General features: G+C 46.2%; 18 protein-coding genes. 10 read left to right on the plus strand and 8 right to left on the minus strand.

Annotated elements, in window-relative coordinates:
- Position 1 precedes the first annotated feature (1 nt).
- The 3 genes from QME20_RS01985 to QME20_RS01995 are packed head-to-tail and all read left to right on the plus strand — an operon-like array spanning position 2 to position 2,795.
- Positions 2–892: an outer membrane lipoprotein-sorting protein gene (locus QME20_RS01985; protein WP_281715344.1), complete on the plus strand. Its 891-nt coding sequence runs from the start codon at positions 2–4 to the stop codon at positions 890–892.
- Positions 849–2,534, plus strand: a complete 1,686-nt coding sequence (locus QME20_RS01990; RefSeq protein ID WP_281715345.1) for a hypothetical protein — start codon at positions 849–851, stop codon at positions 2,532–2,534. Before QME20_RS01985 ends, QME20_RS01990 begins: the two co-directional genes overlap by 44 nt.
- Positions 2,535–2,561: 27 nt before the next feature.
- Positions 2,562–2,795, plus strand: a complete 234-nt coding sequence (locus tag QME20_RS01995) for a DUF2892 domain-containing protein (protein WP_281715346.1) — start codon at positions 2,562–2,564, stop codon at positions 2,793–2,795.
- A 100-nt stretch (positions 2,796–2,895) separates the two neighbouring features.
- Here the strand turns inward: QME20_RS01995 and QME20_RS02000 are convergent, their stop codons facing one another.
- The 3 genes from QME20_RS02000 to QME20_RS02010 all read right to left on the minus strand — a co-directional run bounded on the left by QME20_RS02000 (position 2,896) and on the right by QME20_RS02010 (position 5,470).
- On the minus strand, positions 2,896–3,693 hold the full coding sequence (locus tag QME20_RS02000) for an HAD family acid phosphatase (RefSeq protein WP_281715347.1): 798 nt from the start codon (positions 3,691–3,693) through the stop codon (positions 2,896–2,898).
- Positions 3,694–3,755: 62 nt separating this feature from the next.
- Positions 3,756–4,682 carry a GTP cyclohydrolase FolE2 gene (gene folE2 / locus QME20_RS02005; RefSeq protein WP_281715348.1) on the minus strand — a complete coding sequence of 309 codons (927 nt, stop codon included), beginning with the start codon at positions 4,680–4,682 and terminating at the stop codon, positions 3,756–3,758.
- Positions 4,683–5,047: 365 nt separating this feature from the next.
- On the minus strand, positions 5,048–5,470 hold the full coding sequence (locus tag QME20_RS02010) for a nuclear transport factor 2 family protein (protein WP_281715349.1): 423 nt from the start codon (positions 5,468–5,470) through the stop codon (positions 5,048–5,050).
- 621 nt (positions 5,471–6,091) lie between these two features.
- Here QME20_RS02010 and QME20_RS02015 point away from each other — a divergent pair.
- A complete protein-coding gene (locus QME20_RS02015) occupies positions 6,092–6,874 on the plus strand; it encodes a sulfite exporter TauE/SafE family protein (protein WP_281715350.1) in 783 nt (260 codons plus the stop codon).
- Between the two features lie 243 nt (positions 6,875–7,117).
- On the opposite strand, the gene QME20_RS02020 is transcribed toward QME20_RS02015, so the two are convergent.
- The 3 genes from QME20_RS02020 to QME20_RS02030 form a co-directional block, all read right to left on the minus strand.
- Positions 7,118–9,145, minus strand: coding sequence for a TonB-dependent receptor (locus QME20_RS02020; protein WP_281715351.1), 2,028 nt, complete (start codon positions 9,143–9,145; stop codon positions 7,118–7,120).
- Positions 9,146–9,215: 70 nt separating this feature from the next.
- Entirely contained in the window at positions 9,216–9,626 is a 411-nt protein-coding gene (locus QME20_RS02025) for a hypothetical protein (RefSeq protein ID WP_039233679.1), read from the minus strand.
- A 68-nt stretch (positions 9,627–9,694) separates the two neighbouring features.
- Positions 9,695–10,975, minus strand: coding sequence for a sigma-54-dependent Fis family transcriptional regulator (locus tag QME20_RS02030; protein ID WP_281715392.1), 1,281 nt, complete (start codon positions 10,973–10,975; stop codon positions 9,695–9,697).
- A 155-nt stretch (positions 10,976–11,130) separates the two neighbouring features.
- Between QME20_RS02030 and QME20_RS02035 the strand changes: the two genes are divergently transcribed.
- From QME20_RS02035 to QME20_RS02060, 6 genes are all read left to right on the plus strand, one after another.
- On the plus strand, positions 11,131–11,736 hold the full coding sequence (locus QME20_RS02035; RefSeq protein ID WP_281715352.1) for a DUF3365 domain-containing protein: 606 nt from the start codon (positions 11,131–11,133) through the stop codon (positions 11,734–11,736).
- Between the two features lie 326 nt (positions 11,737–12,062).
- Positions 12,063–13,643 carry a cytochrome ubiquinol oxidase subunit I gene (locus QME20_RS02040; protein ID WP_039229177.1) on the plus strand — a complete coding sequence of 527 codons (1,581 nt, stop codon included), beginning with the start codon at positions 12,063–12,065 and terminating at the stop codon, positions 13,641–13,643.
- On the plus strand, positions 13,640–14,776 hold the full coding sequence (gene cydB, locus QME20_RS02045) for a cytochrome d ubiquinol oxidase subunit II (RefSeq protein WP_049585641.1): 1,137 nt from the start codon (positions 13,640–13,642) through the stop codon (positions 14,774–14,776). Before QME20_RS02040 ends, cydB begins: the two co-directional genes overlap by 4 nt.
- 10 nt (positions 14,777–14,786) lie before the next feature.
- Positions 14,787–14,894, plus strand: coding sequence for a cytochrome bd-I oxidase subunit CydX (gene cydX, locus QME20_RS02050; protein WP_061096111.1), 108 nt, complete (start codon positions 14,787–14,789; stop codon positions 14,892–14,894).
- Between the two features lie 238 nt (positions 14,895–15,132).
- Positions 15,133–17,010, plus strand: coding sequence for an ATP-binding cassette domain-containing protein (locus QME20_RS02055; protein WP_281715353.1), 1,878 nt, complete (start codon positions 15,133–15,135; stop codon positions 17,008–17,010).
- Positions 17,000–18,589, plus strand: a complete 1,590-nt coding sequence (locus tag QME20_RS02060; protein ID WP_281715354.1) for an ATP-binding cassette domain-containing protein — start codon at positions 17,000–17,002, stop codon at positions 18,587–18,589. The genes QME20_RS02055 and QME20_RS02060 overlap by 11 nt, the downstream gene beginning before the upstream one ends.
- Before the next feature lie 19 nt (positions 18,590–18,608).
- Here the strand turns inward: QME20_RS02060 and QME20_RS02065 are convergent, their stop codons facing one another.
- Entirely contained in the window at positions 18,609–20,177 is a 1,569-nt protein-coding gene (locus tag QME20_RS02065; protein WP_281715355.1) for a sugar porter family MFS transporter, read from the minus strand.
- A 1-nt stretch (position 20,178) separates the two neighbouring features.
- Positions 20,179–21,180, minus strand: coding sequence for a LacI family DNA-binding transcriptional regulator (locus QME20_RS02070; RefSeq protein ID WP_281715356.1), 1,002 nt, complete (start codon positions 21,178–21,180; stop codon positions 20,179–20,181).
- Positions 21,181–21,182: the final 2 nt, after the last annotated feature.

Below are 21,182 nucleotides of genomic sequence, written 5' to 3' on the forward strand. Positions count from 1 at the left end.
AATGCGTATTTCCATATTATCAGTGTTCATGTGGCATCGACCAAAAATACGAAACCTTCGAAGCATGTTCACGGGTCTTGTTGCGCTATTACTTATATCGGGTAATGGGTTCGCTCAAGCCTTGGCAACCCAAAGCGACGAAAGCAGCAGTAGTATCGATGTTGCTGAAATCGTTAATAAGGCTGAGCAGGCGGCGTACTACGCGGGCAATGACGGACGTTCAATGGCGAGAATGCTCATTGTAGATGAGCAAGGTCGAAAGCAAATGCGTCAGTTTACTATTCTGCGCAAAGATGTGTTGAATGAGGCAGGCGCCGACAACGGCGATCAACGTATGCTGGTTTTCTTTAGCCGTCCTACTGAGGTTGAAGGCACGGTATTTCGCGTTGAGAAGCATGCGGCGCTTAATTCTGATGACGACCGTTGGTTATATTTACCGGCTTTAGACTTAGTAAAGCGAATCGCCGCAGGCGATAAACGTACATCGTTTGTTGGTTCTCATTTCTTCTATGAAGATGTTTCCGGCCGCGCAACAGCGCAGGACAGTTTTGAGCTGCTTGAACAAACCCAAACTCATTATCGCTTAAAAGCGACGCCTAAGGACACAGCGCTCGTAGAGTTCAGTCACTATGTAGTAGAGATAGACAAAGGCACTTACTTGCCCACCTTAATTAACTTTTATAAGGGTGACAATAACTACCGCCGCGTTGAAGCTGTAACTATTGAGACTATACAGGGCAATCCTACTGTGGTGAGAAGTAAAGTGACGGACCTTGCATCAGGTGGCTATACCCTTATGGAATTCAGAGGGATTGAATACGACATAGGTCTTCCAGATAGCATATTTAGTGAGCGTAGCCTACGTGTGCCACCGCAACGCTATATTAAATAACACTATTTTGAAAAAGGAATTTAGCACGGTACGCTTGCCTAAATTACTAGCTCCATCCATATGGATAACGCTGCCTAGCCAAGCCTATGGTCTTTCTGAGTGGGTTAAAAAGCAATGGAGGGCGCACGCTTTGCTCGCGCCGATTATTTTCATTTTTGCATCAATGGCAGTAGTAAGTTTACCGTTAAGCGCTCAGACGTTAAATGTTGAAAGCCAGAACCCAAAAGACCCGTTAAAAATCGGCACACAAGAGTACAAAGCTAACGTAAACGACGAGTGGGACAGCGTGTGGCCTGAGGAGGATAATGTCGAATCAGGTGACGATTGGAGCGATAAGTGGGATGACGAATGGGGCACTGACAGCAAAAGTAAGCTTCGTATTTCTGGTTTCGCCGAGCTCGCCGTAGGAAACCGTTTTTCCCGTGACATGGCTACCGCGTTTGGCAGTCAGAATTCACAAATGAACGAGAGTTTTCAAGCAGCTAACGCGCCATCCGTGTTAAATAACAGCACATTGCGCGACGCCAGAGTTCAACTTCGCGCAGACTATGCATTAGACAGTTCCTCCATTTCCAGTAAAGCCGACGTTTGGTATGACGGCGTAACGTCGTCGTGGGGATCACAACTTCGCGAACTGGCATGGCAAGGTAGCTTAAGCAGTATTCTACTCAGCGCTTTAGTCGGCACGGGGGACTGGGCAAACGCATTCGATATCAAAGTCGGTAAGCAAGTGCTGACTTGGGGGACAGGGGATTACTTGTTCTTAAATGACCTCTTCCCTAAAGATTATCAGTCGTTCTTTGCAGGAAGAGAAGACGAATACCTTAAAGCGCCGAGTAATGCATTAAAGGTGTCGGGCTACACGGATTTTGCCAATGTAGATTTAGTCGTCACACCTGAATTTGAGCCTGATATTGGTATTACAGGCGAAATATTTTCTTTTTACAGCCCGCAATTGGATGAAAACATTGCCCCTTCGTTTTCTGTTGAACGTGATAATCGCCCACGAGGAAGTGAGCTTGCCTTAAGGGTGTATAAATCTGTTAAGGGGATGGAGATTGCAGGCTATGGTCACACCGGTTATACAAGGCAGCCCACCGCGACAGATTCTCTTGGAAGACCGCGCTACAGTAAAATGAATGCCTATGGCGCAAGTGTTGTCGCGCCTCTGGGGCGGGGGATAGCAAATGCGGAATACGTTTTCTACAACAGCCTTGAAGACATGGATGGAAGTGACGGGCAAATAGCGAATGATCAAAGTCGTTTCTTACTAGGCTATAGCCAAGAAATTGCCGCAAATCTTACCGGTGGTTTGCAGTGGTACACCGAGTACTTACACAATGCGGATTGCCTAAATAGAACAGTCTCGTCTTCTGAGCGAGTTCAAGAAAAATACCGCCATTGGGTGACGACCCGTTTAACGTGGTTAGCACTTCGTCAAACACTGACGTTAAATACTTTTCTGTTTTATTCACCCAGCGATAGCGACGGATACCTAAAGACTACAGTGGCTTATTCGCCCACCGACAAGTGGCAAGTGAGAGCGGGGGTGAATGTCTTTTCAGGTAAGGATAAATATACGTTTTGGGGGCAGTTTGAAGACGCAAGTAATGCGTTTGTTGCCTATCGATTTTATTTTTAATCTTCTTCAATATTTAAGGAGTTCGTTATGTCACAGGAAAAAGCATTAACTGCATTTGCAGGGTTCATGGTGTTGTTATCTGTAGTCCTAACCCATTTTGTTCATGCAAACTTTATGTGGTTCACCGTGTTTATCGGCGCAAACTTATTTCAACAAAGCTTCACTGGCTTTTGCCCAGCAACGCTATTTTTTAAACATGTACTTGGGCTTAAAAGTGAACGGGAGTTGGCGTGTCCTGCAGACACTTCTACTTCTCGATAGAAAGCCGCTGACTTCTATAATCAAACGAGCGCGCTGGGTATACTAGCTTATTCAACAGTGTTAAATAAGCTAGTTGCCCCGGCTACTCTAGCTTCGCTCTCTACCAAGACCCATACATGGGGTTTGGCAGAATAAAAATCTCTGTGCCCACTCGTGGCATGAGTGACTGAACGTTGGCAGATTCTTGAGTTACGCCGCCTACATCTTCAATGTTGTCCCCAATTTGCATGATAATAGTGTGAGGCACAGCCCACGTAGACGTCGCGTCTTTAGACGTATTTGAACATGCGATCTTGCCTTGGGTAAGCTGCATTCTGCGCAAGTCCTTGTCATTAACCATACCTTCTTGGCCTACCGCTTCTTTGTCTTCAGCAGTGCGGCCAACAACACAGGTATTACTCGTGGTAAGCGGTAAACCTTGCGCCAAGAGGTTATTCCACGTGTGACTATCAAGTGTTTTATCGCGATTCGTAATAAGCGCCACCTTGCCATTTCGTGCAACAACTTCATCGATGAAAGCGGCTACTCCCGGTACCAGTGTAGCCTCTTCACGCTTTACCCAATCAGCCCAGCTTTTTGACGAGTAGCCCAAACCTACGCTTTCGCGCTCTTTCTGGTATGTGCTGTTATCTAATACAGTTTCATCAACATCCATAACCACAACGTCGCCATCGGCAAAGCGCGTAGGTAGTGCTGCAATAGCTTGGTTATACACAAAGCTGGAAAGAACAGGGTACTCTTTGCTGCTGGTTTGATACACCACGGCGTTCGAAAGGGTATGTGTTTTTACACCAGCAAGCGGGGTTGAGGGCGCAGACGAGCACGCCGCAATAGCTGATACTGCAGCGCCTATGCACGCTGCTTTGCTGATGTAAGAGAGTTTGTTAAGAGATAACAATGTTATTTTCCTTTTATCGTTTTTTCTGCCTAAGGGTTTCAACACCATAATTACCCCTGAACTTATCGATAAACTGGGCCTGATATTTCAGCAATGGCGTCGTGTGCATGCAGACTTTCTTGATGTTCTACTTTTACACGAAAATAGGTAGCTTGGTAATACGTACTTAACGCTTCATGCAGTCGCCTTACCGAATCTTCTACAAACATTAGGTTTTCAGCATTACGCTTGGCAAACGCCTGTTCATCTTCACGCTTAACTGCGGTTTGAAGCGGTGTGCCTAACGCGTTTTCTATCAGGTCAATAATTCCAATAAAATCGGGGATCTCGTTGTCGCTTAAATCTAGGGTTATATCGGCAAAGGAACGCTGTGCATGCGCCGTGGCGATGCTGGCTTGTTTAGAAGCGAGCCAAGCGCCCATTTCTTCTACGGATAAACCTTTTCCTTCGAATTGCTGCACAAACACTTTTGATAACGCCTTGCGAGAGAGGGAGGCCGAACAAGGACAAGTACTAGAGTACGGTACTCTTAACTTAAGCTGTGCCTCATAACGTTCAGGTGATCGTCTTACGCAAAGTGAAGCAGGGTACGATTGATATCCTGACATCCTACTTATGAGCGCCGGACGCGACACGGTGAGGTCAAAGTGTAAATTAAGCTGGGCGCTGTTGCTCAGCCCATCTTGAGACTCGATAAGCGCGTTCATTAACGACACAAGTGCCGACTTATGTAAGTCTTGGTTGCTCAAATACCGCTGCAGCAGATTGTATAAACGAGACATGTGAATACCTTTGGCATTGGGATGATCTAAACTTACTGTTACATCAACCGTAGCCTTACTGGCTAAGCGCTCACCGCGTCTACCTAAGATGTGTAGGGGTATGGCAATGCCCTGCATACCAACTTTATCAATAACCGGAACTTGCGCAGTAGATTGCTCGGTGGTGACATCGGGAAGTACCGTATTGGGAGAATTGAAACTGGCCAAAATTACCTCTGAATGAGCCCTTAACAACGACTTACATCACTATCTTTTAAAAAGCAGATCGCTTTTGATGAAGTAATGAAACAATAGGTGATGGGGTTGTGCTGTGCTTTGCGCAAATAGCAATTCGCACTTTTGATGCTACAGAGCATTTGTTAGATATTTAATTCACAGCGCTACTGACCCTGCCACACCCCTTGAGTGTTATAATATAACATTTAAATTGTTTGATTGATACATTATCACACTTTAAGTTTGCAAAGAGCCTGACAATAGCGCTGTTTTAAAGCGCCATTGGCGTATGACGTTAATCGCCGGAAAAGCTGAAGCTCAGATTATTTAATGGGCATCAGGCTCAACTTTTAAAGCTACGCAAAATCCAGTAAGTCAGTACCAAAAAAGTTATCAATGACACAGCGCCATTCACCACTTGCATCCCTTTGCAGAACGTAAACGGCGCGCTTACCCTCGCAGGGTAGGGCGTTGGGTGTTGCTTTGGGGACAAGGTAAAGCTTAGCGACGACTAGCGCTACGTCACCGGCTTGTATAACCCGTTCATCCCCAGTTGTAACAAAATGATCGGGCATGAATTTCTTTTGAAATTTAAGCAGGGCTTCAACAAAGTCGCGCTGCGTGGCATGTTCTTCAGCGGCTTGGTTTTGCGTTGAGCTGGACATAGGGGTCGCGACCACTGTTGCATCGCTAGCATAACATTGGGATAAGGCGTCTTGATCGCCGCGGTTTACTGCGTCATGCAACTGTTGTAACACGTGAGATATTGGATTGTTCATGGCTGTCGTTCCGTTATTTTTACCGCAAGACGAGCCAATAAAAAACCCGCCTTTGCGGCGGGTTTAGTGAATTCTATTTACGCACTAGCTAACCCGCTCATTCCTTAGAATAGCGAGAATAATAATCAGCGCAGACGCTGAGTAAGCAGTATGTGTATTCGTGTTTTTAGGCATAGTATTTAAAAACAGTGCGCTGCTAGTGAGTATTTAATGACCCGAGTATCCTGTGCATAATGAAGAAAGTCAATGGGTTTTTAGGTGTAGAAATTAGACCCATGCGAGTGGGTGGGCAAGCGGTAAGTGTAAGATGTAAGGTCTCACGCTACTCTAGGCTTCAAATATGGTAATGCGAATAATCGAGCCCTGCTTTAAACAATCATAAATATCTTTATCAGTGAACCCGCTATTGCGGAGAAGTTGCCTGGCAACTAGCTTAGCGCCTTTTGTACACTGCTTGTCACGTATTATTCGAAGTGCTTTGTTTAAATAACTAATAGAAGGCATGATAAATAACCTTACGCGCTAGGCGTGAGTTTTGTATGATATTTAAACGATATGTTTTGGTGTAATGATCACTCAAACCATACAAACTGTGTTACGAATTAAGGTGGAATTTGACCCTTGGAGTTACTTTATAGCTGGTTAACGGCCAATGATGCGCTGTCGATGTCATCATCAGTAGTACTTGTTGTTACCTCCTTCTTTACGTCGATGATGACAGCAACGCTGGGTATTGGTGGCGGGGTCTTATTACTGGCAGTAATGGCCGGTACTATGCCAGTCAGTGCGCTGATCCCGGTTCACGGTTTAGTACAGCTTGGTTCAAACGGTAACCGTGCACTGATGACGGCAAGGCATATCGACTGGAATATGCTGAAGTATTTTTCTTTAGGCGCAATCGTTGGCGCTTTTTTGGCCTCGTTTGTTGTGGTTCAGCTGCCGTTGGTTATTATTCAATTTGCGGTTGCCGCATTTATTTTATTTCTGGTGTGGGGGAGTAAACCCAAAGCACAAGAAATGAACCCCGCGGGTAGAACATTGGCAGGGTTGGTAACCACGCTGGTTTCAATGTTTGTAGGTGCCACAGGGCCTTTGGTGGCGGCATTTGTACACCGAAATAATTACAGCAAAATGCAGATTACCGGCACGTTTGCCAGCTGTATGACACTGCAACACGGCCTTACAGCGTTTGTTTTTACCTTTGTAGGGTTTTCTTTTGCCCAGTGGGCCGGGCTAATCATTATTATGATTGCCAGTGGTGCGCTCGGCACATTCATCGGCTTGAAAGTATTAAAGCGTGTCCCAGCTGAAAAATTTATGCTGGCGTTCAAGATAGTGGTGACACTGTTGGCCCTGCGGCTCTTGTGGCAGGCATTCTCAACCTTATTTCCCGCTGTAATCTGACACAGTTCTTTACCTTCAAAATACTTACGTTAGTGCATAAGTTTTCATTTCTAGCGTTTAAAACGGCATGTGTATCAGACATTACGAGTAGATAAACCAGCGAAGGAGAATCACTGGTTTATCTTTATGCCTTTTGGAGTTTGAGTTTTAAACGGTTAGAACCTGTAGCTCAGCGATAAATGCCACTCTCGTCCCGCAGCGGGTACTCGCTCACCTACTGCAACATCAGTATTCATCACGCGGTTAATTCCTGCTGTGTGTGGCGTAGTGTTTGTCAAACAGGTTATGAACGGTTGCCGTTACCTGAAGGTTTGACTGTGCATTATCTATAAGGGTGAAAAGCCCCGTAATATGCACTAATCCATATCCAGCGGTAGTGTTTTCACTTTGTAGCGCTGAAACGTGGTTTTGTGCTCCTGCCAATTCTGACGTTAATTGGAGTGCCATTGGCACATCAAGCAGCTGTGTATCCCACTGAATGGTGGTGATTAGCTGTTCGGGGGCGATACGAAACAACGCATCGTCGATATCGTCGCGATTACCGTGCTGAACACTTGCTACTGCGTTAAGCTTCACGTTATCAAACACATTACCCGAAACAGTCAGATCTGCCCCTTTGATTACGGCGTCTGTATTAGTCCACTGAAATGGTGTTGTGCCTGCCATCATGGTAGAGACCATATTGGCAGCCATATTCGTGCTGGGAGAACCAGTAATATAGTCTTCAATATCTTGATAAAAGAGACGAGGAGAAACTGACCAGCTTTTGAAACGGTAATCAATACCCACATCTATCTGGCGTGCAGTTTCGTTGTCTAGAGCCAAGTTACCAATGTAGTTAAATCCGTCTGCCATTCCCCCAGAAATACCAAGAGGTAGCCACGTATAGCGCTCGAAGTAAGTAGGGGCACGGTTTTTCTGCGATACGCCAAGGACAACATCGACATTGTCGCTGGCGTGATATCGCGTGCTAGCGGCAATATCTAACATGTTATAGCTCTTACTGCGTTCTGCCGCGTTGAAATCATCAACGAGTGAAGCAATGGCAGGGTTCATCATAACCATATTAGAACCGGCTAGCCCGGCATCCATGTCAACACGTGTATATCGGGTACCAATTGTTGTTGAAAAGGATGCTTTATCTCGCTGCCATTCTGCGTACACGCTGGCTGTGTCTTTTTCTACGTTGGTAAAGTTATCAACGAAGAACATGCCGTTATTAGGGTTGGTGATGGTCGAGTTATTCCTGCTGTGGTGCAGATTGGCACCCAGTTTGAGGGCGCCTTTATAAAATGGCATTACATAGGTGGCATCTACACCTTGAGCAATAGCATCAGCGTTATTCTCTCTCGCCATGTCGGCAGACATCACCATGCGCTGTGAGAAGTTGTCCATGGCATGTTGGTTGCTGTTGCCAAACCAGCTTAACGTGAAGAACTCCCTATCGTTTGCGTTATAGCGATAGCCCAGTCGATACCAAGCGGCATCAATAAAACCAATGTCCATGGCTAAAGCAGGGGTGCCGCTTTCGTTAGTATTAAGTTGCTGAAAACTCACATCGATTTGGTGATTGCCCCACTCGACGCCCGCCCTAAACTTACCGCCATTTCTTTGGTAATGGCTGTTTGGTATAACGCTGTTATCTCCCGACTCTTGTTCGTCGCGCTGCTGATGAGTGAAGGCGCCGCTAACAAAAGCCTGCTCACTCTTATAAAATACATTGCCTTGGTATTGCTGACCGCTCCCCGGAGATATTGCGCTGGCACTTACGCTACCGCTAAAGCCTGTATTCAAGTCAAAAAGTGCTGAGGCATCAGAGTGAATGCGAAGCTTTCCGCCTAGCGTCTGCACACCTGCACTTACTGGCACAATCCCCCGGTAAAGGGTGGCGGTCAGTCCTGGTTCTGGCAGCACATGAGAAAGGGGCGAGTCCATGGCGTTTGGTCCTGCTCCAGCAATATCAACGCCATCAATGCTTACGCCAACTCGGTCACCATAAAGTCCTCTATACTGAATAAGCCCAGTGACTGGGCCGTTTCGGGATATCGACACGCCAGGTAATGTGGCAAGCTGATCGCCGAAGTCAGCGTCAATATTGCTGGTAGCACTAACAGACTCTTGCTCGATATTTTGCGTGCTAAGGGAAAGCGGTGTGCCAATAACGGTGACCACTTCTGTCGAAGTGTTATCGGCCAAGTCGATGGTGTTTGCGTAAATGTGTACGGGCGCGCACGCAGTGAATACGGCAAGCGCAATGATAGATTGCTTCATAACATTCCATTTTAAAAAACGAGTGTTGTGCATGGTGAAAGCATGCATGTTCAGTGTGTTTTGGAGGTTGTTATGCGTGTGGTGGGGCACGACTTAGCGGCGCCGCGTAAGCAAAATCTGTAAAGGGCTTAGCCGCTAAACGCGCGACTAGAGCGCGATAGCGAACTAGTGATATCAAAGGTAATGTGGCATGTAGTGGCTCGTCAACCTGAGGTAAGTCGGCTAATGTGCCATTGGTACAGTCAACGTGCTCGGCGGGTGCTTTGAGCAGTTCGGGGCTAACAAAAACGAACTCACCTTCAAACTCAGTGGCGCTAATTGAAATGTAGCGCATGGTCTTGCCAGTACAAATAAGTTCAATATCTTCACCTACAAACGCACGTGCTTGCTGCATAGTATGGGCAGCAAGGCCAAGTGCTAATGCATTTTGCAAAAGCATACAAAGGCAAAGTGTTAGTGTAAGTAGGCGTCTTAAAGTCATTTTTCTTTATCTGGTTAGCGCCTTTTTATCATAGCCTGCGTTTTGGTAATTTTTCTACCTATTATTTTTTACGTATCTCCAACCCCCGCTTTTTTCAGCTTTCTGTAAAGTGTACGGGTACTCACTCCCAGCGCTTGTGCAAGTTGCTGGGTATCGCCTTCAAAAGACGTGTGAACCTGACGTAAGTATTGGCGTTCCAATTCGTCTAAGGTCACAACGTTACTGTGAGATGAAGAGGCATCATTGATAGCATCAGAGCTTATGTTATCGAGCTCGGGTAAGTCTGTATCGTAAATAACGGTTTCATCAGCCAGTAAAATAGCTTGGTCTACAATGTTTTTGAGTTCGCGAATATTGCCTGGGAACGGGTAGTTGGTTAGTTTTTCTAGCGCGTTTTTATGAAACCGTTTTTTCTCTTTAGACATTGCCAAAAAATGAGCGGCTATCAGTGCTATATCTGATTTTCTTTGTCTTAAAGAAGGGAGGTTGATAGGAAAACCGGCAATGCGGTAGTAGAGGTCCTGTCTGAATTCGCCCGTTTCCACCATATGCTTTAAATTTTTGTGTGATGCACACACTAAACGAAAATCAGCCTTTTTAGACACTGTGCTTCCTACGGGCCGATAAGTTTGCGACTCGAACAGCCGCAGAAGCTTTACTTGTGTGGAAAGTGGGATATCGCCGACTTCATCAAAAAACAATGTGCCGCCTTCCGCTGCTTCTACGAGCCCTTTCTTATTTGTGGTTGCGCCTGTAAATGCCCCTTTTTCATAACCGAATAGTTCGCTTTCAAGCAGCGTGTCAGACATGCCGGTACACTCGATGACAACAAATGGTTTGCCAGCACGGTGACTACTCGAGTGAAGTGCTTGGGACACCAGTTCTTTACCCGTGCCGGTTTCGCCAAACAATAGTACTGAAATATCTGAGTTAGCGGCGCGATTTATTTTGTTTAGCATTGCTTTAAATGCCTCTGATTCGCCGACCATCTTTCCTGCTGAAGGTCGGTTTGAGGCAAACGACAGCTTATCAAGTATTTCCAAGTAACCTAATAATTCTTCGCTACCGTCGAAGATCGGGCGCATGAGGATGTCGCAGTAGCTTTGACCCTCACTGGTGGTATGAACGTGTACTACGCTAGCCGCTCGTCCTGTGGCTTTACTCTCTTGCATTGGGCAATGCTCGCCGCACTTATCGCAAGGTTTGTTGTTGCGGTGAGAGACTTGATAGCAGGTACTAAAGCCAAGCTTTATATCCACAGGGTAGGTGTCTCTGTAGGGCTGGTTGACAGCTTCAATAACGTAGCTTGGGTTAATGAAGATTGCGGGTTTATCTATCGCATCTATCATCGCTTGTACTATGGATATATTCATGGGTGGCTGAATATTAGTTTGTTCTAATTTGATTTTGGCAATTTATCATATTGGCATAGAGCTTGTTCATTGTTTGAGACAAACGACAATACTTCGGTAGAAATTCATTCAGTTCCAAAGAGAGTTTTATAATGAAAAATAGCGTAATGCTGGTGGCGATAAGCTTATTGGCAAGTAGTGCTCATTCATTGGCAGATACAGTGACTGCCAATGAGAAAAAAAGTGAAAACAGTGTACAGGAAAAAGTCAAAGAAGCGCGATTACACGCAAAAGCACTGGGAGGCGCGCTAAAGTCACGACTACAGCAAGCAATTCAATCCGGAGGGCTAGAGGCTGGCGTTAATGAATGCCAGATTGCTGCGGCTCCTATTGCTCTGGCGCTTAGTCAAAACGGGTGGGAGGTTGGGCGTACCGCGCTGAAAGTAAGGAACCCAAACAATGCGGCAGATCAATGGGAGCGTGAGCAGTTAGCGTGGTTTTCACAATTACTGACCAAAGCTAAGCAAGACAATTTGGCCCATAAAAGACCCCTTGAAACTTATCAATACGATAGCGAAAGCGGTAAGTTTAGGTACATGATGGCTATTGAACAAGGTCAGGTGTGCATGGCATGCCACGGAGCCAATGTGGCACCTTCAGTAAAACAATCCATTCTAAAGCACTATCCCAATGATCAAGCTACAGGGTTTGAATTGGGTGATTTACGGGGTGCATTCACAATCACATATACACCCTAACGCGCCCTATTCTCTACCTCTCAATGTTCACCTACGTGACCTTTCTCTTGTGCCATATTTGTCACCTAAATGACAAATATGGCGAATGCATCGCCATCAATTGTTGCGTTGGATCAATAAGCCACACGCTCGGTCGTGGAATAATTTATCTGCACAGTACGAAAATACCGCCGTTTATCGGTAATTGCGCTTTAGCAGCCAAATTACTGATGTATGGCATAAACCGTGCTCTTGCCATGCGGCATATTCATGTGTTCATCACTGAATTTTAAACCACTTTTCTGCTAAGCGTTTAACGCGCACACGAAATACAAGGGAGATAACCCATGAGCGATACGTTAATAGAACTATCGCGGTGGCAATTTGCATTAACTGCAATGTTCCACTTTATATTTGTACCCTTAACTTTGGGGCTTAGTTTCTTACTTGCCATTATGGAATCGGTATACGTAATGACGGGTAAAGAAATTTATAAGCAGATGACCCAATTCTGGGGAAAGCTGTTTGGAATTAACTTTGCCATTGGAGTAGCCACAGGCTTAACCATGGAATTCCAGTTCGGAATGAATTGGTCTTACTATTCTCACTATGTAGGCGATATCTTCGGTGCGCCACTTGCCATCGAAGGCCTAATGGCCTTTTTCCTGGAATCTACCTTCGTGGGGTTGTTCTTCTTTGGCTGGGACAAAATGTCAAAGGTGAAGCATTTGATGGCGACTTGGCTGGTGGCCATTGGTTCAAACTTCTCTGCACTGTGGATCTTGATTGCTAACGGCTGGATGCAATACCCGGTAGGCGCTGAATTTAATTTTGAAGCCATGCGTATGGAAATGACAAGCTTTGCTGAGGTTATTTTTAACCCCGTAGCACAGGTCAAATTTGTTCACACTGTATCAGCAGGTTACGTGACCGGCGCAATGTTTGTGTTGGCAATTTCAAGTTACTACCTGCTTAATCATAAGCATATCGCCTTTGCGCGCCGTTCGTTCGCCATAGCTGCTAGCTTCGGCCTAGCCTCAACGCTTTCTGTGATCGTGTTAGGTGATGAAAGTGGTTATGAGCTTGGTGATGTACAAAAAGTGAAGCTGGCAGCAGTTGAAGCTGAGTACGAAACCCATCCTGCACCTGCGCCGTTTACTGTGTTTGGTATTCCAAACGACGAAAAGCAGGAAACCGAGTACGCCCTTCAAATTCCTTGGGCAATGGGCATTATTGCTACCCGTTCGTTAACCGAAGAAGTAAAAGGTATTAAGGATCTTAAAGAAGAGAATCGCGAGCGTATTCTAAGCGGAATTAAAGCCTATGAAGTGCTTGATGATGTAAGAAACGGCACCGCGACAGCTGAGCAACGTACTGCCTTCGACCAAAATAAAGACAGTTTAGGTTACGCTATGTTGCTAGAGCCTTTCACTGAGAACGTTTCAAATCCTTCTGATGCCGCGCTTCAACAGGCAGTAGATTACAGCATTCCGCCGGTTGCCCCATTGTTTTGGAGTTTCCGCCTTATGGTTGTGGCTGGCTTTATTATGCTTGCGCTATTTGTGTGCGCCTTTTACTACAGCACTAAACACAAGATTACTAAGCCACGCTGGTTATTAAAAAGCGCGCTCTATGGTTTGCCGCTTCCTTGGATTGCCTGTGAGGCTGGCTGGTTTGTCGCTGAATATGGCCGCCAACCATGGTCAATTGCAGAGGTGCTTCCGGTGCATACGTCGGTATCTAATCTCGCCGTAAGCGACGTGGTAATAACCCTTGTAGCCTACAGTGCTTTCTACACCGGCATGTTCATTATTGGTTTTTACCTAATGAAGAAGTTTGCCAAGAAAGGGCCAGTTCCACCTGAAGATAAGCAGCCTGACACTGAATTTGATCTTATTGACCTTGATGAGCAAGGAGCAAAAGCATGATTGATTATGAACTACTGAGAGTCATTTGGTGGTGCTTGGTTGGCGTTCTGCTAATTGGCTTCGCGGTTACTGATGGCTTCGATTTGGGCGTTGGAGCACTGCTCACGCTTATTGGTAAAAATGACAAAGAGCGCCGCGTAATGATAAATACAGTAGGGCCGCACTGGGATGGCAACCAAGTTTGGTTTATTACCGCAGGTGGCGCTATTTTTGCCGCGTGGCCGATGATTTACGCCACTGCGTTTTCTGGTTTTTACCTTGCGCTGGCCCTCACCTTAATTGCCCTTTGGATGCGCCCGATAGGCTTTGATTACCGCAGTAAATTGCCTAACCCGCAGTGGCGGAAAGCGTGGGATTGGGCGCTATTTGCTGGCGGTATTATCCCAGCCCTTATCTTTGGTGTGGCGTTTGGTAACCTGCTGTTGGGCGTACCGTTTGAAATGGATAGTACGCTTAAGTCAACCTACACAGGCTCGTTCTTTGGCCTTTTAACACCGTTTGCGCTGGTAGCAGGCCTGCTTTCAGTGGCTATGTTGCTGAACCACGGTGCAACCTGGCTACAAATGAAAACCGATGGCTTTATTGAAGTTCGCGCACGTGCAGTATCGGTTGTGTTAAGCCTGGCTGGTGTCACGCTATTTGTACTTGCAGGTCTTTGGGTAGCCTTTGGATTAGATGGCTTCGTGATTACGTCGGCAGTCGATACCATTGCTACGTCAAATCCACTTAAGAAAGAGGTTGCCATTGAAGCTGGAGCTTGGGTGAGCAACTACAGCAAATACCCCCTTATGATGGCAGCACCTGTGCTGGGTATTATTGCGGGTCTGGCCTGTGCGCTTTTCTCTAAGAAAGGTAATGCAGGCATGGCGTTTGTATCGAGTGCGCTATTTATAGCAGGCGTTATCTTAACGGCTGGCTTTTCTATGTTCCCATTCTTAATGCCAAGCATCACCATGCCAGAAGCGAGCTTAACCGTATGGGACGCTACGTCTAGCCATATGACGCTAAACGTAATGTTTATTGTTGCCTGTATCTTTGTGCCTATTGTACTTAGCTACACGGCCTATAGCTTTTACGTAATGCGCGGACGCATTAAAAACGAAGACCTCGACCAGTCTCACACCATTTATTAAGGAGAACGCTATGTGGTATTTCGCTTGGATTTTAGGAGTTTTACTGGCGTGCTCTTTTGGCATTATCAACGCCATGTGGTTGGAGTCGACGGAAAATATGGATAGGCCCGAAGACTAGGTGTTTTAAATAGCGCGGAGTTCATCCGGTTTCAAACACGCCGTAAACCCATCCATGGGGGCTCTTCAACAGCGTCCCTGCTGCTGAAGGTTTGAAAACGGGTGAACACCGAGTCATCAGTTTAGTTGGCAGGTGTTGGAGCGTTCTTGCAGCCAGCCCACCACTTGGAAAAGAATGAAAAAGAAATGCGAGATTTGCTCTCGTTACTAAGTAACGAAAAAGATGAGTCAAAACCACAGTGATCAAAGAAAAAGTTCCCAACCGGCAAACGCTTAATGCGTGGTGCAATGAGATGGATAAGGCGCAGTCGCTTGGCTTGCGCACTTCGCTTATGGCGCAAGTAGTGGTTAAGTGTTTGTCGCTTTTTTCTTTGATTATTGGGTTCTATTATTTTTCTCATATTGCTCATGACTGGGTAGTAAACCAGTCTCCTGCAACAGCGAGTGATGTCACAGGACTTGCCGTTTCTCTGGGGCTTAGCTGGCTGCTACAAGGCGCATTCAATGCCTTATCTAGTAGTGCAAGAATGCAGGTGTTAAACAAGCTCGAACAGCACCTACAACACGTATTCATTGAGCGTCAATATGCGCTTATTCGCCAGCACTCGGTTTACTATTGGCAAACGGTGTGGCTGCAGCACTTACAGGCTTTTGCTGACTGGGCACTTGAATATCGAGTGCAGCAAATGATTGCAGTTGTTGTCCCCTTGTTTGCTTTAGCCGTTATCTTTTATGTGAACCCCGTTATAGGGATTGGTCTATTACTAACATTGCCGGTAGTGCCGCTTTTTATGATCATTGTGGGCAAGGGAGCCGCAGCCCTACATCGAAAGCACTTTATCGCCCTTGAACGTTTGGGAAGTTTATTTACTGATAGGTTAGCCGCGCTGCCGATGCTGACTAGCTATCAGGCGCATCAAAAACAAACTGCCCTGCTTAAAGATGCCAGTGAAAACTTGAATGCGCGAACTATGAAAGTAGTGAGCATAGCGTTTTTGTCCAACAGCGTGCTCGACTTCTTCGCAACACTCGCGGTTGCACTTACGGCAGTATTTATTGGTTTTTCACTGTTAGGCGAATTGAGCATTGGGCCAGAGATAACGCTCCAGCAGGGCTTATGGATATTGCTGACTGTGCCATTGTTACTCAGTGAAATGAAAAAGTTGGGGCAGGTATACCATCAGAAGGCGCAAGCAGAAGCAGCCAAAACTGAACTCGCGCCATTATTCTCGTGCTTCACGCAAAATCTTGCTTGTAGTGCAGTGAATCCGGTCCACGCTGACACAACCCACCATTATTCATCAGAACACGAGGTATTGCTTGCGGCTAAAAACCTTAAGGTTTTTGACATAAACGCCCCGCAACCTCGCTTGCCGAGCGGTAAGGATAAATCGGCTGTTGATGATACTCCTGCACTATTGCACGCTGAATCTCTAGAAGTATCAAAGGGCGATAAAATACTCATTAGCGGGCGCTCTGGTTCAGGTAAAACACTATTATTAGAAGCCTTAGGCGGTCAAAGGCCTAGCACACATACATTCAGTGAACCGGTAATTTGGATTACCCAGCACCCCGTGATCACGCCAGGTACCGTGCGTGAAAATTTGTGCTTAAACGACAACTATACAGACGACGCGCTTATGAAAGCACTAGAAACAGTAGAACTTGACGCGTGGCTGTCGTTATTGCCTTGCGGGCTTGATACGGTAATGACTGATTATCCGCTGCTTTCAGGTGGAGAAGCGCAACGGCTGTCGCTAGCGAGAGCGCTGTTGCGCAAAGACGATATATGGTTACTAGACGAGCCTACAGCCCATTTGCCAGATCCCCAGCATGCAAGATTGGCACAGTTAATTGAACGTTTGGGTAGAGACAAAACACTGATTTGGGCTTCTCACAAAGCACTCCCTGCAAACTGGTTTAACCGCTTTTGGACGGTATCGCGAAGCACGCCCGAACAAGACGCCATTTCCAACTCAAAGTCAAAATCAGAGGCAGGGCTTAAAAGCAAAATAGGCGCATTACAAGACGAGCACCTACAAGGCTGTAGCAGTGTGACGGCAACGAGCTTTAAGGCGAATGCCAATCAAAAGGAGTGTGGCCTTGATGAAAAGTAAACCGGCTTATCTCACGCTACTGCTTGCTCTTTTACACGGTGTGGCAGGAATAACTATTCTTGTTATTTCTTCGTGGTTTATTGCTATCAGCGCTATTGCACCTGTAGGTTTTAATTACGTTACTCCGGCGGTGGTCATTCGCGCGCTAGCACTACTTCGCATAGCATCTGGGTATGCCAGTATGTGGGTGGGGCACAACGATTTACTTGCGCGTATCGCAGGGGGGCGACTACGTGTTTTTAGGCAACTTGAAAACAGTAAAATTACCGACAAAGCCTTCACCACAGAAGCGTTAGCACAGCATACCGAAGAGCTTGCCAGCCGTTGGATTGCATGGATAGCTCCGCTTTCTAACATCACATTTATATTCACAAATCTTTGCGTTGTTGCAGTATGGTTTAATCTTCCTGGCACCTCGTTTTTAATTACGCTTTTTGCTATTTGGCTCTTCATCGTTGTGCTGCAAGGCTTTATTGGTTTAAACGTTGCGGAAAAAGCGACAAAGGAAAATAAAGTGTTTCGCCAAGAGTCAGCCGACTTCCTTAACTGCAGCGCTTTATGGCACTTAAATAAAACAATGACAGATAAGCCGCAGGAAGAGGGTGGGCATGTGATCAATAGTGTGCCGAGTGCTGACAGGGTGTGGCGACAACAAACTACGCATAAAGACAAAGCGCAACGCGCGAGCTGGTGGTTTCAAGGCGCGGCATTTTTCGCGGTAGTGTTAGTCATGTCGGGCGCAGTAAGTCCAATATCTGACTTTTCGTATATGCCTATTGCTATTGTTGTGCCCATGATATTGATGGCTGCGCCTGATTGGGCTGGTGCAGCTTTTCACAGCATTACCAAGTTTGCACAGCACAAACAAAGCGCGAAAGCCCTTAAGAAGCTCAAAACCTCACCCATTAAACTACTTGAACGCACCGAACTGCACCATTCACTCACGTTATCTGGCTATACTGCCAAAAATAGACGCTTACCTCTGGTTAGCGCTACATTTCCAGCCACTGGCATCGTATGTATATCCGGGCCGTCAGGCTGTGGTAAGTCATCTTTGCTTCAGTCAATTGCGGGGGTTGTGCCTTCTACTGGACTTAAAGAAGTGGATGGCATGCGTATAGCCGATGGCTTAATTAAAAACTGGCGCTATGTGGAACAAGAGCCAATAGTGCTTTCTGGCAGTGTCTCATCAAATTTAGACCCTGCCGGAATGGGTATTCCCCTTGATGACATGACTAACCTGTTGGCTCAATTAGGGCTAGAGGCACTGTTGCCACTGTCGATTTGGGTTGGCAAGGCGGGTAGGACGCTCTCTGGGGGAGAGCGTAAGCGACTAGCCTTAGCGCGCGCTATTTTATCTCACGCAAAAGTGTTGCTTGTTGATGAACCCTTCGAGGGCTTGGATGTGGCTACTCAGCATAAAGTGTGTGAGGTATTAAATCGCTACGCTGCCAACCATCTCATCCTAGTTGCTTCTCACGTTACGCCAAGCGCGTTAAATGTATCATCAACACTACTATTAGAAGAGGCGAGAATGGATAACCATTGTGCAGGTCAGCATGCTATCAGGTTGCCTTAATATACAGGATTGACCTCAGCTAAGCGGATCGCTCAAATTCTTCCGTGATTTCTTCCAACGTTCTTCCTTTTGTTTCTGGGAAGAACTTAGCAACTAATATCAGGCTGACTAAGGCGAACCCGCCGTAAATTGCAAACGTGGCCGCGGCTCCCAAGTTGGCCAACTCCCAAGGGAAAGCAACTTGAACTAGAAAACTGGTGAGTGAATTCACCATGCCCACTAATGAAATAGCCAAAGCGCGGGTTTGATTCGGAAAAATTTCAGCAAGCATCGCCCACATCACAGGGCCTAGAGACATCGCGAACGAAGCAACAAACGCAATGATGCCAAACAACACTAAAGGTGCATTCATATTAATACTGCTAGTTAGCAATGGTTGCTGATACGCATCGTATTCGTCGCTGGTAAGTGTGGTCTTTAGCGTGCGCTTAAACTCAACGTCTGAATAGTAAATATCGTTGGTTAGTGGAGTTAGCTTTATTGCCACACTCGGCGCATCTTGCTGTATTTCGTTTATGGCCGTTTGCTGCACTTGATATGTCGCCTGTTTAAAGCCATAGGTACAAATAGACATGCTGATCACTACGCCAGTTAAGCCAATCAGCAGCAGCGGTTTTCTTCCCCATTTATCAATAGTTAGCATAGCAACCACGGTAAATGCTACGTTAACCAAGCCAATCCATACAGCTTGCATAAATGCCGCATTGGTACCTACACCGCTTTGTTCAAAAATCGTGGGCGCGTAAAAAAAGATAACGTTAATGCCGGTAATTTGCTGAGCAATGGCAATAATAATGCCGACCATTAACGGAAATCGCATGGCCTTCGCCTTTAGAAAGCCTAGGCGTTCACGAAAAGGCCACGACTTTTCTTTAAGTGAAGACGCTATATCTTCAACAAGAGCGCTGGCTTGGGCTTTGTCGAATAAGCGGTTTATAACCTGTTCGGCTTCCTCGTGTTGGCCTTTCAATACCAGCCACCTAGGGCTACATGGAATAGTAAACAGTAAACCAAACCATAATGCAGCGGGAATAACCTCCAAGCCCAGCATGTAGCGCCACAAATGCGTATCTATACCCCATTCAGCAACCCAACCTGCACCGCTATTGCTGAGCTGCAACAGGTAATAGTTGGTGAAATAGGATAGGGCGAAGCCAAATACAATGTTTAGCTGGTTCACCGAAACCATTTTTCCTCGGTTTTCAGGGGCGCTTATTTCCGAGATATACAGCGGGGCAATGATCAGCGAACAAAAGGCAATGCCGCCAATAAAGCGAGAAAGCACTAATAGTTCGAAATTAGGGGCTAAGGCTGAGCCGACAGAAGAAAGCAGGTAAAGGAAAGCGACAAGAATGAGTGCTTTGCGTCTGCCAATAGCGTCGCTAACGCCGCCTGCAAATAGCATGGCTATAAGCGCACCTAGTGTCGGAGAGCTTACGACGAAGCCTTGCTGCCAGTCGCTCAGATTAAATTCGGCATCGATAAAGCCATTGGCTCCTGCTATCACACTGGCATCGAAGCCAAAAATAAACCCTCCAAGAGAGACAATGAGTGTGTAATACAGCGACGGAGACAGGGCTTTATTCATTTTATAATTTGCCTAATGTGTCCCTATTTACTACTTCGGGTTCAAATAAGTGCTCAATAGGAATGGGGCTTTTTATGTCATAAACATGTTGTAGCACCCAGTAAGCAGCCATTTCTCCCATAGCATGAATAGGGTTATTAATGGTAGTAAGTTTTGGATAAAGGTAGCGCGAAAACAGCACATTATCGAAACCGATTATGGAAAGCTGCGAAGGGATATCAAAACCCGATTCTCGTGCAGCGGTCATTGCGCCAGACGCCATTTCGTCGTTAGCACATACCAAAGCTGTAAATTGAGGGAATGCCTTTTGAAGATGCTGCATACCCTCTTGGCCTGATGACTCGTGGAAATCGCCTTCAAAGACGCTCGCTTCATCAAAAGTTAGCCCTGCTTCTTGAAGGGCTCTTTTGTGACCTGCCAGGCGATCGCTCGCATCCTTTTTAAATAGCGGGCCGCTAATGTACGCAATCTTTTTATGGCCAGCATCAATAGCGGCTTTCGTTGCCATGTAACCGCCTCTTTCGTTGTCCACAACAAAGCAGTTTTCCTCGAGTTCTTCCACTTTACGGTTTATGACAACAACGGGGATTTTACTGTCTACTAATGTTTTTAAGTACTCATCAGATACCGCTTCAGCGTGAAGAATCAAGGCATCGCAACGGCGGCTTTTTAAAAACTCAATAGCTTCGTGCTCGCGCTTTTCATCCACATGACCGGCGGTAATAATAACGTGCTTACCATTTTGTTTTAGCACATGTTCTACCGTACTCATCAGGTCGCCAAAGTAAGAGCCGTGCAGTTCTGATACGAGCAAACCGACGCTGTTAGTGCGGTTTGACGCAAGAGATTGAGCGATGGCATTGGGTTGATATCCCAACGATGCCATAGCATCCTCTACTTTTTTGCGGGTGCGCTCGCTTACCTTCGCGTTGCCATTCATAACGCGAGAAACGGTAGCTAACGAAACACCTGCGGCCTCTGATACTTGGTAAATTGTTGCCATAC

The sequence above is a fragment of the Alteromonas sp. CyTr2 genome (assembly GCF_947311905.1).
GTDB classification, from domain to species: Bacteria; Pseudomonadota; Gammaproteobacteria; order Enterobacterales; family Alteromonadaceae; genus Alteromonas; species Alteromonas macleodii.

What these genes read in the sequence shown, in the direction of transcription:
- cydB (WP_049585641.1), top strand. Translation starts at nt 13,640, where the DNA reads ATGATTGATTATGAACTACTGAGAGTCATTTGGTGGTGCTTGGTTGGC.
- QME20_RS02040 (WP_039229177.1), top strand. Translation starts at nt 12,063, where the DNA reads ATGAGCGATACGTTAATAGAACTATCGCGGTGGCAATTTGCATTAACT.
- QME20_RS02060 (WP_281715354.1), top strand. Translation starts at nt 17,000, where the DNA reads ATGAAAAGTAAACCGGCTTATCTCACGCTACTGCTTGCTCTTTTACAC.
- QME20_RS01985 (WP_281715344.1), top strand. Translation starts at nt 2, where the DNA reads ATGCGTATTTCCATATTATCAGTGTTCATGTGGCATCGACCAAAAATA.
- QME20_RS02070 (WP_281715356.1), bottom strand. Translation starts at nt 21,180, where the DNA reads ATGGCAACAATTTACCAAGTATCAGAGGCCGCAGGTGTTTCGTTAGCT.
- QME20_RS02020 (WP_281715351.1), bottom strand. Translation starts at nt 9,145, where the DNA reads ATGAAGCAATCTATCATTGCGCTTGCCGTATTCACTGCGTGCGCGCCC.
- QME20_RS01995 (WP_281715346.1), top strand. Translation starts at nt 2,562, where the DNA reads ATGTCACAGGAAAAAGCATTAACTGCATTTGCAGGGTTCATGGTGTTG.
- cydX (WP_061096111.1), top strand. Translation starts at nt 14,787, where the DNA reads ATGTGGTATTTCGCTTGGATTTTAGGAGTTTTACTGGCGTGCTCTTTT.
- QME20_RS02025 (WP_039233679.1), bottom strand. Translation starts at nt 9,626, where the DNA reads ATGACTTTAAGACGCCTACTTACACTAACACTTTGCCTTTGTATGCTT.
- QME20_RS02035 (WP_281715352.1), top strand. Translation starts at nt 11,131, where the DNA reads ATGAAAAATAGCGTAATGCTGGTGGCGATAAGCTTATTGGCAAGTAGT.
- QME20_RS02010 (WP_281715349.1), bottom strand. Translation starts at nt 5,470, where the DNA reads ATGAACAATCCAATATCTCACGTGTTACAACAGTTGCATGACGCAGTA.
- QME20_RS02030 (WP_281715392.1), bottom strand. Translation starts at nt 10,975, where the DNA reads ATGATAGATGCGATAGATAAACCCGCAATCTTCATTAACCCAAGCTAC.
- QME20_RS02065 (WP_281715355.1), bottom strand. Translation starts at nt 20,177, where the DNA reads ATGAATAAAGCCCTGTCTCCGTCGCTGTATTACACACTCATTGTCTCT.